This window comes from Shewanella amazonensis SB2B, assembly GCF_000015245.1.
GTDB classification, from domain to species: domain Bacteria; phylum Pseudomonadota; class Gammaproteobacteria; order Enterobacterales; family Shewanellaceae; genus Shewanella; species Shewanella amazonensis.
In genome coordinates this window covers 4,191,930-4,208,415 of sequence record NC_008700.1, presented here as the reverse complement: position 1 = coordinate 4,208,415, position 16,486 = coordinate 4,191,930, and the positions used below count along the sequence as shown (strand labels likewise).

The following is a 16,486-nucleotide window of genomic DNA, read 5'->3' as shown; positions in this document are numbered from 1 at the left end:
CGCCGTGGGTGGCGCTCACTCTTTCGACAATTTTAGAGTAATAACTCTTACCTTTGTGTGTGCCTTGGGCTAAAATGCCGCCAAAAAGAGGAACACTTGTAAGCTAAAGTGGCTGCAAGGTCCCCGGTTTATCAGGCAGGTAATTCATGTCACTCGAGCAATTTCATCTGGTCAGGCTGCTCAAAGCCGAGACTCAACACAATCCCGATGCCATCGCCCTGAAAGGCTTTGAAATGGCCGCTCCCTGGGATGCTGTTAGCCGCAAGACCTTCGATCACAGCAGCGACAGTCTGGCGATGCAATTGATTGCCGGTGGGTTGGGCGTGCAGGCCAGGGTGGGCATTATGTCGAACAACTGTCCACAGTGGACGGTTGCGGATGTGGCCTCTCTCAAGGCCCGCGCCGTGGTCGTGCCCATCTATCCCACCAGTACCCTCGAGCAGGCGGCTTACATACTCAATGATGCCGAAGCCAGTTGGCTGTTTGTGGACAATGCCGAGCGCTATGGGCTTGCCTGCGAGCTGCGTGCCCTGTGCCCACAGCTTAAGTCGATAGTGGTGTTTGATGACGCTGTGACGCTTGCTCACGGCAATGACCTCCACCTGAGCCAACTTTTGATGGCTGTGCCCGATGGCGAAGCGGCCAAGGAGCTGGGAGTCCGCCTGGCGCAGGCCAATCTGGACGATTTGCTGACGCTTATCTACACCTCGGGCACCACAGGGGAACCCAAGGGTGTGATGTTACCCCATAGAGCCATAGCGTCCACCATTCGCCAGCACGACAAACGCCTGGCCTTTACCGAAGGTGATGTGTCGCTGGCGTTCTTGCCACTGAGCCATATTTTTGAACGTGCATGGAGTTTTTATGTGCTTGGGCGCGGCGGCTGCAATGTGTATCTGACCGACACCAATCGCGTGAAAGAAGCCATAGCGGCGGTGCGCCCTCACACCCTGTGCGTGGTGCCTCGCTTCCTTGAAAAAGTCTACAGCGCGGTGCAGGACAAGTTGTCCCGTGCGCCGGCATCCCGTAAGGCCCTGTTTGCCTGGGCCATGTCAGTGGGTGGGCGCCGCTTTGAGGTGGCTCAGGGCCGCGCCAAAGGTGGCGTGCTGTTGTCCCTGCAGGCCAGACTGGCCGATAAGCTGGTGGGCCGCAAGATTCGTGATGTGCTGGGTGGCCGACTCAAATTTATGCCCTGTGGCGGCGCGGCGCTTAACACCGATGTGGGCGCATTTTTCAATGCGGTAAACGTGCCTGTGTTATGTGGCTATGGTCTCACCGAAACCACTGCCACGGTAACCTGCAATACCCTGGATAACCGGGTACCCGGATCTAACGGTCAGTGTTTGCCCGAGGTGGAAATCCGCATCGGTGAAAACGATGAAATCCTGGTTCGTGGCGATACCGTGATGACCGGCTATTACAAGCGCCCCGAAGATACAGCCAGCGCCTTTGACAATGGCTGGTTTAAAACCGGTGATGCCGGGCGATTGGATGAGGCCGGTAACCTGTTTATTACCGATCGCATCAAGGAGCTGATGAAGACCAGTAACGGCAAATATATCGCACCCCAGCGGGTGGAAGGTGTTGTGGGGCGTTGCCCCTTTATAGAGCAGGTGGCGGTGATTGCCGATGCCCGCAATTATGTGACCGCGCTGATTGTGCCGGCCTATGAGGCGCTGGAGGCCTGGGCCAGGGAAAAAGGGCTCAAGTACGAATCCCCATTGGAGCTTATCCGCCACAGCCACGTGCTGGAGCACTTTGAAGCCCGGCTTAAGCTGATGCAGGAAGGGTTGGCAGGCTTTGAACAAATCAAAAAGTTCACCCTGCTGCCAGATGCCTTCACAACGGAATCTGGCCTGATTACTCCTACGTTAAAGCTGAGGCGCAAGGTGATTTATCATAAGTATCAGCGGGAAATCAGTGCCATGTATGGCAACTGAACTCAATAAGATAACAGGCCGCCTACTGGCGGCCTGTTATTTTCTGCCGTGGCTCTAAGAGCCTGATATACTGTTGGCGCCTATAAGAATCAAAATCCAACAGGAACAGTAACCTATGGCACAGTTTGACCTCAGTATTCAGCCCAGATTCAACGAAACCGATGGATTGGGCCATATCAATAACACGGTGATCCCCGTCTGGTTCGAAGCTGCCCGCGAGCCGATTTTTGCCATCTTCAACCCCGAGTTGGACCTGAACCACTGGAACCTGATTGTGGCCGGGTTTACCATCGCTTTTACCGCGCCCACCTATTACGGCAAGCCGGTTGAGGTGATTACCCGCATCTCCCGCATCGGTAATTCCAGTTTTGAAGTGCTGCAGCAGAGTTTTCAGGCCGGCAAAATGACCGCCGAAGCCAAAACCACCCTGGTGCATTACGATTACCAGACCGAAAAAAGCGTGGGTATTCCCGCCGATATCCGCGAGCAGCTTGGCACCTTCCTCGTTGTCTGAGGCAAGTTTTCTCGCCAACAAAAAAGCCAACCTCAGGGTTGGCTTTTTGATGTCCGGTTAGCTTCCGTAACCTGTAAAATCAGTGCCTGACTATGGCAGGAGCGGAGAATGTCAGGACCGGAAAATGTCAGAACAACGAATTACAGCCCCGCCAGTTTGGCGCGGGCGGCGTGCAGCTTCTTATAGCTTTCAATCAAGCGCTGATGACGGTCCAGTCCTTCCAGTTTCATGCTGGTTGGGGTGAGGCCATAGAAACGCACCGAACCTTCCACCGAGCCGATTACGGCGTCCATGGTTTCTTCACCGAACATGCGGGTGAGGTTGTGGCGGTAGTCTTCCAGCGCCAGCTCATCATCCAGGCTGATTTCCAGCACCGCTGACATGGCCTGATAGAAGAGGCCGCGTTTTACCGTATTGTCGTTGTACTGAAGGAAGGTCTCGGTCAGTTCCTGGGCCGCTTCCAGCTCGCCCAGCGCCAGGTAGCACAGCAGCTTGAGCTCAAGGATAGTCAGCTGACCCCAAACGGTATTTTCATCAAATTCGATACCAATCAGGGTGATGATGTCGGTGTAGTTATCCAGCTCGCTTTCTTCGAGGCGCTCAACCAAATCAGCAAGCTCATCGTCACTCAGGCGATGCAGGTTGAGGATATCTTCACGGAAATCCAGCGCCTTATTGGTGTTATCCCAAATCAGGTCGGTGACCGGATACACCTCTGAGTAACCGGGCACCAGAATACGGCAGGCACTGCCCAGAGCAGTGAATTCAGCGATGTAGGCCTCAAGACCCAGATCTTCGAGGATGCCGAACAGGGCGGTGGATTCTTCTTCATTGGTGCCGGAGAAATCCCACTCCACGAACTCATAGTCGTGTTTGGCACTGAAGAAGCGCCAGGAGATCACCCCAGTCGAGTCGATAAAGTGCTCAACGAAGTTCTCTGGCTCCTGCACCGCCATGCTGTTGAAGGTGGGCTTTTGCACGTCGTTAAGACCTTCGAAACTGCGGCCCTGCAGCAGCTCTGTGAGGCTGCGCTCCAGCGCCACTTCGAGGCTTGGGTGGGCGCCAAAGGAGGCAAATACGCCGCCGGTGCGTGGGTTCATCAAGGTTACGCACATCACCGGGAACTGGCCGCCGAGGGAGGCATCTTTCACCACCACCGGGAAGCCCTGGGCCTCCAGCGCGTCGATGCCCGCCACTATGGAAGGGTACTTGGCCAGCACGTCCTTGGGCACGTCCGGCAGGGCAATTTCTTCTTCGATGATCTGGCGCTTTACCGCGCGCTCGAAGATTTCCGACAGGCACTGCACCTTGGCTTCGGCCAGGTTGTTGCCCGCGCTCATGCCGTTGCTGAGGAATAGGTTTTCAATCAGGTTGGACGGGAAATACACTGTCTCGCCATCGCTGTGGCGGATGTAAGGGATGGCGCAGATGCCGCGCTCATAGTTGCCCGAGTTGGTGTCCACCAGATGAGAGCCGCACAGCTCGCCATCGTTGTCGTAGATATCGAGGCAATACTCGTCCAACAGACCTGCTGGCAGCGAGTCGTCTTCCTCCAGCGGGAACCACTTTTCATTGGGGTAATGCACGAACTCAGCATTGGCTATTTCTTCACCAAAATACTGATCGTTATAGAAGAAGTTGCAGCTGAGACGCTCGATAAATTCACCCAATGCCGAGCAAAGGGCGCTTTCTTTGGTGGCGCCTTTGCCGTTGGTAAAGCACATGGGCGAGGCGGCGTCACGGATATGCAGTGACCAGACGTTGGGTACCAGGTTACGCCAGCTGGAGATTTCAATTTTCATTCCCAGCTCCGCCAGCTTGGCGGTCATATTGGCGATGGTCTGCTCCAGCGGCAGGTCTTTCCCCACAATAAAGGTGCTGTGGTCGGCATCGGGCGTCACCATCAGCATGGCCTGGGCGTCTTCGTCGAGGTTTTCCACGGTTTCGATAACGAACTCGGGGCCGGTCTGGACCACTTTTTTCACGGTGCAGCGGTCGATGGAGCGCAGAATGCCTTCGCGGTCTTTGTCGCTGATGCTCTCTGGTAGTTCAACCTGAATTTTAAACTGCTGGTTGTAGCGGTTTTCCGGGTCAACAATGTTGTTTTGCGACAGGCGGATACCTTCGGTGGGAATATCCCGCGACACGCAGTACACCTTCACAAAGTAGGCGGCACACAGGGCGGAGGAAGCCAGGAAGTAGTCGAACGGACTGGGGGCCGAGCCATCGCCCTTGTAGCGAATGGGTTGGTCGGCAACCACGGTGAAGTCGTCGAACTTGGCTTCCAGTCTCAGGTTATCGAGAAAATTAACTTTGATTTCCATGGGATAATTCCAGATGTTGCGGGCATATGCAGTTGCCCCGCGGCAAAACCGCTGAAAAATTAGCGCAATTATCGGCTTTTTTGCCCCATTAGTCTTGGGTTAATTGTGCGGGGATAAAACTGTCCGATTGATGCTAAAGTTTGCCCTGACCCTGACTTAAGCCGTCCTATACTGAGAACAGGCTAAAGGCCCTGCCCATGATGGTGCAGTCACCCTCTCGAGCGTAAGGAATACCAAGGGGTTAACAGTGGCAAAAATTTGTGGTTTTTTTGGCGTTTTGTTGATGTTTTTCAGCCTGTTTTTTGGTGTCAGGAGTGAAGAGGCGCCTCTGGTGTTTATCAACGCCAGAGGCGAACACAACAGTGGTTATCAATGGCTGCAGCTCGTGTATGACGAAGCATTTAAGCGGTTGGGTAAGGAGTATGAAGTTAGCATCTATCCCGATAAGCGGGGAGAGCTTTTATTGGCGCAGGGTATTGTCGATGGCGACCTGGCCAGAACCGAAGATTTTATTGTATTGCACCCCAATCTCATTTTGGTGCCTGTGGCGGTGGCATGGAGCAATGTGGCAGCTTTCACCACCAGGGAAGACTTGGTATTGCAACAGTGGGAAGATTTGGCCCTGTATGATTTAAAAGTGGAATACCGCCGTGGTGCCGTCTTGGCTGAGACGCGCCTGGTGCCTCTCATCAAGCCGGAAAATCTGTCCATCGCCAATGACTGGGAAACGGGGATCCGCAAACTGCTCGCTGGCCGAACCGATGTGTATGTGGATATAGAGGTCGATGTGATCTCGCTCCTTGCCAGCGGCGCCTTCCCCAACACAAATCTGAAAATGGCCGGGGTACTGGAAAAAGTCTATGGCTACCCCATACTGCACCCAAAGAATGCTGCCTTGGCAAAGCCCTTGGAAAAGGTGTTGGGAAGCATGACCCGGGAAGGGTTAATTGAGTCCTACCGACGTCAGGCTTTGGAAGCTGGCAGCAGTCCTTAATCTGTTCCAATTGGCCTATGACGTGGCTTTGTTATGACACCAAGGGGTATGATGGGCCCATAAGCAGTTGGTGGAGTGTGGCATGAGCGGTCTTACGCCCGAGTTGGCAGTGGTATTACTGAATCTGGCGATCATAGTGTTGGCTTACGGCTTGGTATATCCAAGCGTCGCAGGCAGTGATTTTCAACGTATTTCTTTCTGTGACCTGGGTGCCTCTGGGTTGGCCTTGCTGACCGTGGGGATGAAATACTGGGGCACAGGAGCAGCCTTTAATCTGCTGTTTACTGAGGTGAATTGGTTCTGGTTCACCCTGGTTAGCTACTTTGTGCTCGAACTGCCCGCCATCTTTTGGTACTTCAAAAAGTACGGAGTGAAACTCTCCTGAGTCTGATTTCTGCGGCCAATTCTGTCTGGGTTTATCCCAGCGGGTGCGGACGGCATTATCCATATATTGATGAATTATTTTCACCTATTGCTTTTGGAGCATAGGAGAAGTCTCTGAGGTGTCTACGGAGCCAGACCTTCAACCCGAGACTTCCCTTTGTTGCATCCAGAGTATCGTGATGCGCGTGTTGCAGACACCAAATGAAAACTGAGAATCGACCGGATACCGCTCCCGATCCGTTTTTGTTGTGTGTTAAGCGCTTTGGTTCCATCTGATGCAATGGGAAGACGTTTGATAGTGTTTCAATAGTTTTTATTGCCTATAGAGCAATATATTTCATTCACATGCCAATTTATACTATCTAAGTATTTGTTTATTTTGACAGTATTGTGAATTTTTATTTGCAGAATGCATTATTTGGTTTCATCTGGGCGTGATTAGTGTGATGAGCTTAGCTCGAAATCGCCACAGGTCTCAAATTGTTGTATCGTGCCGGTGTCAGAGTCTTTAGTGACCTTTGACCACTCAGGCCCAAGCTCGAACCCTTGCTCAAGCGAAAGACTGAACCTTGGGACGATGCACGGATACATGTTCATTCACACCTAACTTGGTTGCACATTTGCCCTGGGTAATCCTGCTTTAAAGAAGGGCGTTAAAGCTAAATGGGTGAATATTATTTATCTATATTGCGGTGTGTTGTCTATCTGAATCGAGAGCTTTTTGAGGTGATTCTGCCAATATGCCAGAGGAGGAGTCCCTGCTGTTTTGTCCGTGGCTCACGGATGCCAGCCCGGAGATTAAGGCACTGGAAGGTTTGCTGACCTCTCTGGGGGACTAAGCCAGTTTTAGGGTCAGTACTATCGTCTTAAACAAAAGAAAGACTCAAACGTTAGGCTTAATATCGCTGCTTTTAAGTCAGGTCATGCGGACTTAAGCGCGCAAAGCAACGAACAGTTACAGGACAGCAGGGAGTCTGAGTCGTCAAAGTGGCTCCCGACAAGATTTACTCAAAATGAGCAAGCCAGTCTTTCAATAGTCGGCTGAGGAGCAGTTGCTCATCCCGCCCCAATTTGGACAGTACCCTATTTTGCGTCTCGACATGACGCGAGAGTACCTGCGCCAGGGTTGAAATTCCCTTGGGAGTCAGACAAACTTCGACACTGCGTCTGTCCTTCTGACAGTGCTCACGGGCAATAAAACCTTTGGCCTCCAAGCGGTCGAGTCTGTTGGTCATGGCCCCGGATGTGAGCATCATGGCAGACAGCAAATCCGATGGTGTTAGTCGATAGGGAGCGCCGCTTCTTCTCAAGGTGGCAAGTACATCAAACTCGCCGGGTTTGAGGCCATATGCTTTGTGGCAAAGCGTAATTTCCTGCTCCAGATGTTTGGTGAGTCTTGCCAGGCGACCCATGATACCCATTGAAAGGGTATCCATGTCGGGTTTCTCTTTTGCCCACTGCGCCAGAATTTTATCTACGGCGTCCATGTAAAATCTCATACTTTCATCGATATAAAATTATCTTAGCATAAAGATACTTTACGAGAAGTTTTTTCTGCGTTAGCCTGAAAACAATCTCAATATAAAGATACTTTGCATGAACATAATTTTAGCCATGTTGACAGCGGCCCTGTGGGGAACCACTTATGGGGTGACTCAATACACCTTACCCGACTGGCCGCCCTTACTTTTGGGGGCGATTCGCGCGTTGCCGGCGGGGATAATTCTCTGGTGTTTTCGTCCCAGATTTCCCGTCCGTGAGCATGGGTTGGCACTGCTGAAATTAGGGGCTGTAAACATAGCTCTCTTCTTCAGTCTGATTTTTGTGATGGCCCATACCCTGCCATCCGCTATCTCGGGTGTGGGCATGGTATCAGTTCCGCTGTTTGCGATGATCTTCCAATTTGTGGTGCTCAAGCATAAGCCTTCAGGGGCGCAGATATTGGCTGGTGTTTTATTGTTGGTTTTGGGGTTGATGCTCTTTAATCCCGCCAGTCTGTCTCTTAATCCGGTTGGGCTTGTCGCGATGTTTGCGGCCATAAGCTGCATCATTCTGGGCAGTCGCATGACCCAAACCCTGAGTGGCAGGATGCATTGGTGGGATGTATTGGTTTGGCAATTGATTCTGGGGGGCGCCTTGCTTGCGTTGATAGGCTCCGGTCAGTGGTTGATTGCACCAGGTGGATTTGCGGCTGTGGCAGATGGTATCAGTGGCCGGGAGTTTGCCGGCATCGCCTGGATTGTGCTCTTCAACACTGTGCTTGCCTATGGTCTGTATGTGTTTTTGATGCAGCGGATGAGTATTGTCGACTTTACCTTTGGTGGCATCGCCAACCCCATTACGGGTATTGCCCTGGGTGTGCTGCTGATGGGCGAACAGTACAGTCACACCCAGTACATGCTAATGGCCGGTATGATAGTGTCTTCACTCTTACCCAGCCTGTGGCAGCGCTTTAAACGGCCTGCTAACTAAGCCAATCAGCCCATGGCCGCTTTGACATACACGTCGAAGCGGTTTTTCTTGGTCTCGATGCGGGTACTGGGTCTGACGCCATCGAGATCCTCAGCATAGTCGGGCCGCTTTACCACCACCCGTTTTTGCGCCAGCCTCAGCGCCGGTGCCAGCAGACCATCGGCATCTGTGTCGGCGCCAACCAGCGACTGGAATACCCGCATCTCCTTTTTCACCAGCGCGGATTTTTCCCTGTGTGGATACATGGGGTCCAGATACACCACGTCGGGTTTGTCCTCGAGATTGTCCAGCGCTTCGAGGCTGGAGCCATGTACCAGTTGCATACGCTGCTGCATCCAGGGGCCAATTTCGCCATCGAGATAGGCTCGGCGCAGGCCATCTTCAAGTAAGGCCGCTACCACAGGATGGCGTTCAATCAGGAGTACCCGACACCCGAGGCTCGCCAGCACAAAAGCGTCCCGCCCCAGGCCTGCAGTGCCGTCCACCACTGTGGGTGTTGCCCCGGCCTTAAGGCCCACCGCTTTGGCAATGGCCTGACCACGGCCCCCCCCGAACTTGCGTCTGTGGGCTACGGCGCCAGAGACAAAGTCGACCATAATGCCACCGAGCTTGGGTTCATCACGCTTTTTCAGCGTGAGTATGTCTTCCTCAAACAGCAGGGAAAATTCGGCATTGTCATTGGGCGTAAGGTCCCAACGGGCACAAATTTGCGTAAGACGTGGATCGTTTGGCGCTATCTGGATGGGGAACAAGGCTGGATGTCCTTTAATGAAACTCGCGGCAGTATAACGCCAACCCGGGCGCGCCGGAACAAAAGCATACAGTGGCTTGGCAAGCAGTTATAATGTTGGCAGTTTTCAACCCAGTACAGATCCCGGGATCCCCTATGTTGAGTTATCGCCATGGCTTTCATGCTGGCAACTATGCGGATGTGCTAAAGCACGCCATTTTGCTGCAAGTTATCGATTTAATGCAGAAAAAGGATAAGCCTTTTGTGTACGTAGACACCCATTCCGGGGCGGGTGGCTATAGTCTGATGGATGAATTTGCCCAAAAGACCGGCGAATACAGAGACGGTATTGCCCGTTTGTGGGATAAAACCGATTTGCCCGCATCGCTCAAACACTATGTTGAGGCCGTGCGCCATTTCAATGAAGGCAACGAAAATACCAGCGAAGATCTCTCCTGGTATCCGGGGTCGCCGGCGTTTGTGGATATGCACCTTCGGCAAAACGATCGTATGGTGTTGCACGAACTGCACGGTACCGACTTTGAACTCCTGAATGAATACTTTGAAGATGCCCGCCAGGTACAGGTCAGTAAATGGGATGGTCTAAGCGGTCTGCTGGCCAGCGTGCCGCCGCTGGAGCGTCGTGGCGTGGTGTTGGTAGACCCAAGTTTTGAAATCAAGACCGACTATGAAGCCGTGGCTGATGCCATCATCAAGGCTCACCGCAAGTTTGCCACTGGGGTATACATGCTTTGGTATCCGGTGGTAAACCGTGCACAAACCGAGGCCATGCTCTCAAAGCTCAAAGACAGCGGCATTCGTCGGCAGCTCAGGATTGAGCAGGGCATCAAGCCCGACTCAGACGAGTTCGGCATGACGGCTGCTGGCCTTTGGGTGATTAACCCGCCCTGGCAACTGGACACCATAGCCACAGAGATGCTGGACTATTTGCACCCTGTGCTCAATGTTGACGGCGGTTATGTCAAGGTTGAGTGGGAAGTGGGCGAGTAACGGCTTGCCGTCGATTCCAATAAAAAACGGGCTTATTGCCCGTTTTTTATTGGCCGCAGGTCTTGGATGGGAATACTTCCATGGACCTTTTACCGCGGGTCAAGCTCCTCAAGTGCGTAAATTGCGATAGCGCTGCAGGAGAATATTGACCCGTTCTATGTAGGCTTTGGTCTCTGGATAAGGGGGGATACCACTGTATTCCTCAACCCGGGTAGGCCCGGCGTTATAGGCGGCGAGGGCATGATTTAAATCCCCCTGGAATCGGTCCAGCATCTGCGACAGATAACGGCTGCCACCCAGAATATTGTCCTGGGGCAGGAAAGAGTTACGCACGCCCATGTCCTTGGCTGTGCCCGGCATCAGTTGCATCAGTCCCACGGCGCCGGTGCGGGAAATCGCCTTGGGATTAAAGTTGGACTCGGCGTGGATTACGGCTCGTATCAGCGCCGGTTCCAGCGAGTAGGTTTTGGCAGCCAGTAAAATGTCTTTCTCGTAACTGCGATTCAAACGAATGGTGCGCCAATTAACCTTGGACTTGGGATTACAGGCATAACAGTCAAACAGCAGGATTTCATACTTGCCACTGACAGGGGCCTTGTCGCTGAATGCCACAGTGCCATTGGGCTGAACATACTGATATACCTTGGTTTGGGTGCTGGTGCCATTTTCGGAGTAGCGCGCGGTAATGCGGGGCTTCTCTGCGCTGGATGACTGAGTATCAGAAGCACCGGCGCTGGTGCCGGCGATAGCAACTAAAAGCAGGGAAAACAGCGACCAGCGAAATGACATTAGAGACCTGTGTACTCGTTAAGCTTAAGTAATTCTATGATAGCAAAGAGTTGCTTCATTTCGCCGTGGATCCGGCTGAATTCGTCTTCAAAGGTGGCGGCGCTGAAAATAGACGACTGCTCGAAGCGGTTTTGGCTGCTCTCTATGGTGATAAGCAGGCGATCACGGTGGAATGCACACTGGATCCGGCTGGAGAAAAACTGCGCCAGTGCCATAAGTCGTTCCATAAAGGCGGTGGTCAACAGCACCCGTGCTTCAATCTGATCCGTTGAAAACACATCGAACATTTTTTCAAACTGCGGGTCTTCCAGGTGCACCCGTTCCAGTCCGCCATGGCTGTCAGAGAAAAAATTGGTCAAAGAACCCCGGGAGCGAATGGCCACCGTATGGCCCCTGAAGGCTTTGTGACTGGAGAGTGAGATAAATAAGCCGCGAAACACAGTCACGTCTCGGTTTTTATCCTTGTCCCTTTGTTCCCTCAGCAAATGCACTTCGTTGATGCCGATGCTGACCCCCAGATAGCTGCCAAGCACACAGTCATCGAAGCGGGCCTTGTCATAAGAGGGCAAAATTTTGGCCTCTTTAAACATACGGATCCCCATGTCCTGCCCCTTGGCGAACACAAAGTCAGGGCCGAAAAACCGAAATATCCTCGGGTAAATTTCACTTTGTACCGCCCCGGTATATTGGCGCATCGGCGAGCTGGCCCAGCGCCAGATTAAAAAGGCGATGCCTGCGGCAGCAATCCAGCTGAAGGGCACAAACTGGGCGCCGGGTTTTATCAGCGGCAGAGAGGCGATGAGCAGTGCAACGAATACACCCAGCCCAAGATAGATGCGTTGCCGTGCTTGTTTCAGCGCCCTGATGCGTTGGTTTTCAAATTTACGGCTGAGGGGGGCGATTTCGGCATCGTAATAGGCCTGCAGGCGGGGCAGATCGTCTCTGTGTGCCTTAAGCCCTGTGGCTGCCCGCTGCGCCCTGATGGGCGCACCGAACAGAAATGAGAGCATGTTCATAGGGTTACTTCAGGTAGTCGCTGGCGTTTACCGGTGCCCTGTCGGCTTCCTGAGCTTCAAAAAACGGCATGGCTTTAACCGATGCCATGTTGGCAATCAGTGAGCCGGGGAAAATTTCCACTGCGGTGTTCAGTTCAGACACGGCCGAGTTGTAAAAACGGCGGGCGGCACTGATGTGCGCTTCAACCTCGTTATAGGTTTGCATGGCCTGCACCATGGTCTGGTCGCTTTTGAGTTCAGGGTAGTTTTCAACCGTCACCATCAGCTGACCCATCTTGCTGTTTAGGGCATCGGCCTGCGCCAGGTGCTGGCGTACAGCATCGGCGTCATTTTTGTCGTAACCGGCGGTGAGCTGGGTGCGCAGCGCCGTGATCTCTGTCAGCAGTGACTTTTCGTGGTCCATAAATTTCTGCGCTATGGTCAGAATATTGGGAACCAGATCGGCACGCTTTTTAAGCTGCACATCGATACCTGACAATGCCTCTCGGGCAGTATTGCGTTTCTTGATCAGGCTTACATACCAGAGGTAGGCCACTATCAATACTAAAACCAGACCTATTAATAATCCTTCCATCATCAATCCTTTCAAAGGGGTGCCTGCAGGCCATTGCTGCCCAAGATAACCACAAATCGGGCCAAATTGCACCCGTGGCGGGTGAAATCTAAACAGGTTGGACATCATGGCACTGGAATTTCAGGTTTTATCGTGCCAAAAACTATTGATATTTATGACTTTACGCCGGATTTGATATTGGCCTGTCATATCTCACACTTAACCTGGCCAATTGCAGGTTAAACTTTTTTATCTAATTGTATTTATGTGGAAAATATTATTTTTTGTTGGGTAAAAAAACGACATCCTTACAAGGGGGCTGGCCGCCCCCAGCGATTTCCCGGCAAGTAAAGGAATAGATTCGGCAATTTAACAAGTCAGCAAGACGTAAAAGCCTGTAATCAGTCATTTAGTTCAGCTCGAGTTCAGCCTTAATACAATAGAGTTACAGCTGCACAACATTTGGATTTGGCGACCAATTTGCCGTGATGGGATCCCCTGAGGGATCCCTTTTTTTCAGCTTAAGTTTGACTTAACTCGTTTGTGATAGGGTTTCGAGCCCGCAGCTGACGCCGGTTTGGCGATTATGATGCCCATTGCTGCTGAATGAATTAATGATAACGAGTGCTGCCAAGCAGCCAGGCCGAAGGAAAGAACATGAGCACCAACTCCCGGGAGGCGATGGCCTCTGAAACACCGGAAGACATCGCCAAAAGCGGCTGGTTTGTCCGGTTTTTGAATCTGGTGGAACGTCTGGGGAACCTCTTACCCCATCCCATCACCCTGTTTGCCATGTTCTGTGTTGCTGTGGTGCTGCTGTCCGGGATCCTGGGCTATTTCGAACTTTCGGTGACAGACCCCCGCCCCGAAGGCGCCTCAGGTCGCAGTGCCGACGGCATCATTTCGGTCGTCAGCCTGATGAATGCCGAGGGCCTGCGCCTTATAGTCTCCAACCTGGTGACCAATTTCACCGGTTTTACGCCCCTGGGTACTGTGTTGGTTGCCCTGCTTGGGGTGGGCATTGCCGAGCGCTCAGGGCTGCTCAGCGCTGCCATGCGCGCACTGGTAATTGGCCGCTCCCGCCGCCTTGTAACCGTCACCATCGTCTTTGCCGGTATCGTTTCCAACACGGCCTCCGAGCTTGGCTATGTGGTGCTTATCCCCATGGCGGCAATGATTTTTCACTCCCTTGGAAGACATCCCTTAGCCGGTTTGGCTGCCGCGTTTGCCGGGGTTTCGGGTGGTTACAGTGCCAACTTGCTGCTGGGCACCATAGACCCCTTGCTGTCGGGCATCACCGAAGCTGCTGCCCGTATGATTGACCCCGAATATGTGGTCGGCCCGGAGGTGAACTGGTACTTCATGTTTGCCTCTACCTTTGTCGTGTCCTTTATGGGCGCCTGGGTAACCGAAAAAATCGTCGAGCCCAAGTTGGGCAAGTACGACCCCAGCGAAGCCTCAGTCGATCTCGACGGTCAGGCCATGGAGCAGGTCACTGACATCGAGCGCCACGGCCTGAAAATGGCGGGATTGGCTGTTCTGGTACTGGGCGTCATTCTGGCATTGACCGTGGTTCCTGAAGGTGCGCCGCTGCGTCATCCGGATACAGGCCTGGTGGCAGGCTCCCCCTTCCTCAAGGGGATTGTGGTGTTCATCTTCATCTGCTTTGCCATTCCGGGCCTGGTGTATGGCAAGGTGGTGGGCACCATGAAGAAAGACACAGATGTGATCAATGCCATGAGCCACAGCATGGGTACCATGGGCATGTACATAGTGCTGGTGTTCTTCGCTTCCCAGTTTGTAGCGTTTTTCAAATGGACCAATCTCGGTGCCGTGCTGGCGGTGATGGGCGCTGATGCCCTGAGCGCCATCGGGCTGACAGGCCCGTTGCTGTTTTTGCTGTTTATCGCCATGTGCGGCTTTATCAACCTGATGCTGGGTTCGGCGTCGGCGCAATGGGCGGTCACGGCACCGATTTTTGTGCCCATGTTGATGTTGGTGGGTTATGCCCCGGAAACCATTCAGGCGGCGTACCGGATTGGTGATTCGGTGACTAACCTGATTACCCCCATGATGAGCTATTTCGGTCTTATTCTGGCGGTGGCCTGTCGTTACAAAAAAGACATGGGCATCGGCACTCTGGTGGCGACCATGCTGCCTTATACCCTGGTGTTTTTTGTCGGTTGGACCAGCTTCTTCTTCCTGTGGGTGTTCGGCTTTGGATTACCTGTGGGGCCGGGCGCCGCCACTTACTACACTCCTTAAGAGTACCCAACAAAAAGCCCCGCCAGAGCGGGGCTTTTTTAAGGCGAGTAATGGCGCCGTCAGCGATTAAAAGCTGCTGACATCGAGGCGACCATTGCTCGAGACTTTACCCTGGCAGGAACCGGTGGGAGTCGCACTGCCTAGCAATGCGTCCTTCACGTCCATGTGGCTGGCACCGGGGTGCAGGGCTTTGTAGAGAGCGGCAGCGCCTGATACGTGAGGCGTGGCCATGGAGGTACCGTTGTAGCTGGCGTAGCCCGAAATCACCTGGCCCTTGCTGCTCTTGGGCACGGTTGAGTAAATGCCTGAGCCCGGGGCACAGATATCCACAGTGGTAGCACCATAGCTGGAGAAGGAGCTCATGGCACCGCTGCTGGTGATGGAGGCCACAGCAATGATGTTGTCATTTGGGTATTCAGCCGGATAGCAGTTGGAGCCCGAGTCGCAGTTGTAGCTGTCGTTACCGGCAGCGGCGATGAAGAGGATACCTGCATCATTGGCACGGCCAATGGCATCTTCCAACGCCTGAGAATATCCACCGCCGCCCCAGCTGTTGCTGGTGGCAACCAGATTAAGCCCATGACGCTGTTTCATATCGGTGAAGTAGTCCACCGCCTTAACGGCGTTGGCCGTGGTGCCGCCGCGGCGACCGAGGAACTTGCCGCTCATCAGCTTCACGTTCCAGCAAACCCCCGCCACGCCTTTGCCATTACCACCGACAGCGCCTATGGTGCCGGCTACGTGGGTGCCGTGATCGTCTATGGTGCCGTCGAAGACAGAGTTGTCGTTGCTGTCAAAGTCCCAGCCATAAACGTCATCAACATAGCCATTGCCATCGTTGTCTATGCCGTCCCCAGGGATTTCGCCGGGGTTTTGAAACGCGTTGTCTGCCAGATCTTCGTGTTCGTACATGTAGCCTTCGTCGATGATCCCAACGACCACATCGCTGCAATCTGTGTTACCGGTATTCCATTGCTCACCCGCATGTGAGCCCCAGCCATTGGCGGGGTTGGTGGCGTCACCGTACATGCCCCAGAGCGAGCCATTGGTGTAGTAGGTGTCATTGGCCGCATCGGCATGTTGGTAAATCCAGTTGGGTTCAACAAATTCCACGTTGGGATCCGCGGCAAGTTCGCGCATGGCTGCTGCCATGTCCTTGCCAACGGGCAGGCTGACGAGGTGAAGTTCACCACGCTGATTTTTGCCGAGGGTTTCGATGTGGTTAGCCTGAACTCGGGACAGGACGCGTTCTTTTTGGCTGTCGTTGGAGTCGGCGCGGTATTGGACAATCAGCTCATCGGCAACGTGGGCGCGACCATTTTTGAGCCCTTGCATTGCTTTGTGATTGTCGGCAGCCAGGGAGCCGGCGCTGGCCAGCGCAATGGCAACGGCAAGAGAAACGCGAGTCTTAATCTGCATGCTTAATCTCCTAAAGAGTATTGTTATCAGGGTTTTATACTTCTTATTCACGTGATTTACGTGCCCGGCTTTTTT

The 16,486-nt window shown here is 53.3% G+C and carries 14 protein-coding genes; 7 read left to right on the top strand and 7 right to left on the bottom strand.

Features of this window, described 5'->3' with window-relative positions:
• Positions 1–146 precede the first annotated feature (146 nt).
• Both SAMA_RS18555 and SAMA_RS18550 read left to right on the top strand, forming a co-directional pair.
• A complete protein-coding gene (locus SAMA_RS18555; protein ID WP_011761677.1) occupies positions 147–1,940 on the top strand; it encodes an AMP-dependent synthetase/ligase in 1,794 nt (597 codons plus the stop codon).
• A 115-nt stretch (positions 1,941–2,055) separates the two neighbouring features.
• The gene (locus SAMA_RS18550) at positions 2,056–2,454 is read left to right on the top strand and encodes an acyl-CoA thioesterase (RefSeq protein ID WP_011761676.1); all 399 of its coding nucleotides are present in this window, start codon (positions 2,056–2,058) and stop codon (positions 2,452–2,454) included.
• A 140-nt stretch (positions 2,455–2,594) separates the two neighbouring features.
• Here the strand turns inward: SAMA_RS18550 and SAMA_RS18545 are convergent, their stop codons facing one another.
• The gene (locus SAMA_RS18545) at positions 2,595–4,778 is read right to left on the bottom strand and encodes an OsmC domain/YcaO domain-containing protein (RefSeq protein ID WP_011761675.1); all 2,184 of its coding nucleotides are present in this window, start codon (positions 4,776–4,778) and stop codon (positions 2,595–2,597) included.
• Between the two features lie 247 nt (positions 4,779–5,025).
• Between SAMA_RS18545 and SAMA_RS18540 the strand changes: the two genes are divergently transcribed.
• Both SAMA_RS18540 and SAMA_RS18535 read left to right on the top strand, forming a co-directional pair.
• On the top strand, positions 5,026–5,772 hold the full coding sequence (locus SAMA_RS18540; protein ID WP_011761674.1) for a type 2 periplasmic-binding domain-containing protein: 747 nt from the start codon (positions 5,026–5,028) through the stop codon (positions 5,770–5,772).
• Between the two features lie 82 nt (positions 5,773–5,854).
• Entirely contained in the window at positions 5,855–6,157 is a 303-nt protein-coding gene (locus tag SAMA_RS18535) for a hypothetical protein (RefSeq protein ID WP_011761673.1), read from the top strand.
• Positions 6,158–7,160: 1,003 nt separating this feature from the next.
• On the opposite strand, the gene SAMA_RS18530 is transcribed toward SAMA_RS18535, so the two are convergent.
• A complete protein-coding gene (locus SAMA_RS18530; RefSeq protein WP_041409968.1) occupies positions 7,161–7,643 on the bottom strand; it encodes a MarR family winged helix-turn-helix transcriptional regulator in 483 nt (160 codons plus the stop codon).
• Between the two features lie 109 nt (positions 7,644–7,752).
• Here SAMA_RS18530 and SAMA_RS18525 point away from each other — a divergent pair, with 109 nt between their 5' ends.
• Positions 7,753–8,628, top strand: a complete 876-nt coding sequence (locus SAMA_RS18525) for a DMT family transporter (RefSeq protein WP_011761671.1) — start codon at positions 7,753–7,755, stop codon at positions 8,626–8,628.
• A 5-nt stretch (positions 8,629–8,633) separates the two neighbouring features.
• On the opposite strand, the gene SAMA_RS18520 is transcribed toward SAMA_RS18525, so the two are convergent.
• Entirely contained in the window at positions 8,634–9,380 is a 747-nt protein-coding gene (locus tag SAMA_RS18520) for a class I SAM-dependent methyltransferase (RefSeq protein ID WP_011761670.1), read from the bottom strand.
• 134 nt (positions 9,381–9,514) lie between these two features.
• On the opposite strand from SAMA_RS18520, the gene SAMA_RS18515 reads away from it, so the two are divergent.
• Complete coding sequence (locus SAMA_RS18515) at positions 9,515–10,369, top strand: 23S rRNA (adenine(2030)-N(6))-methyltransferase RlmJ (RefSeq protein ID WP_011761669.1); 855 nt, start codon at positions 9,515–9,517, stop codon at positions 10,367–10,369.
• 108 nt (positions 10,370–10,477) lie between these two features.
• On the opposite strand, the gene SAMA_RS18510 is transcribed toward SAMA_RS18515, so the two are convergent.
• From SAMA_RS18510 to SAMA_RS18500, 3 genes are read right to left on the bottom strand one after another with little or no spacing between them, the layout of a single operon-like run.
• Positions 10,478–11,158, bottom strand: a complete 681-nt coding sequence (locus SAMA_RS18510; RefSeq protein WP_011761668.1) for a lytic transglycosylase domain-containing protein — start codon at positions 11,156–11,158, stop codon at positions 10,478–10,480.
• Positions 11,158–12,174, bottom strand: a complete 1,017-nt coding sequence (locus SAMA_RS18505; protein WP_011761667.1) for a DUF3137 domain-containing protein — start codon at positions 12,172–12,174, stop codon at positions 11,158–11,160. Before SAMA_RS18505 ends, SAMA_RS18510 begins: the two co-directional genes overlap by 1 nt.
• Before the next feature lie 4 nt (positions 12,175–12,178).
• Positions 12,179–12,748: a LemA family protein gene (locus tag SAMA_RS18500; protein ID WP_011761666.1), complete on the bottom strand. Its 570-nt coding sequence runs from the start codon at positions 12,746–12,748 to the stop codon at positions 12,179–12,181.
• A gap of 636 nt (positions 12,749–13,384) precedes the next feature.
• Between SAMA_RS18500 and SAMA_RS18495 the strand changes: the two genes are divergently transcribed.
• On the top strand, positions 13,385–14,992 hold the full coding sequence (locus SAMA_RS18495; protein WP_011761665.1) for an AbgT family transporter: 1,608 nt from the start codon (positions 13,385–13,387) through the stop codon (positions 14,990–14,992).
• Positions 14,993–15,058: 66 nt separating this feature from the next.
• On the opposite strand, the gene SAMA_RS18490 is transcribed toward SAMA_RS18495, so the two are convergent.
• Positions 15,059–16,411 (bottom strand): S8 family peptidase, encoded by a 1,353-nt coding sequence (locus tag SAMA_RS18490; RefSeq protein WP_011761664.1) that lies wholly within the window; start codon positions 16,409–16,411, stop codon positions 15,059–15,061.
• Positions 16,412–16,486 lie beyond the last annotated feature (75 nt).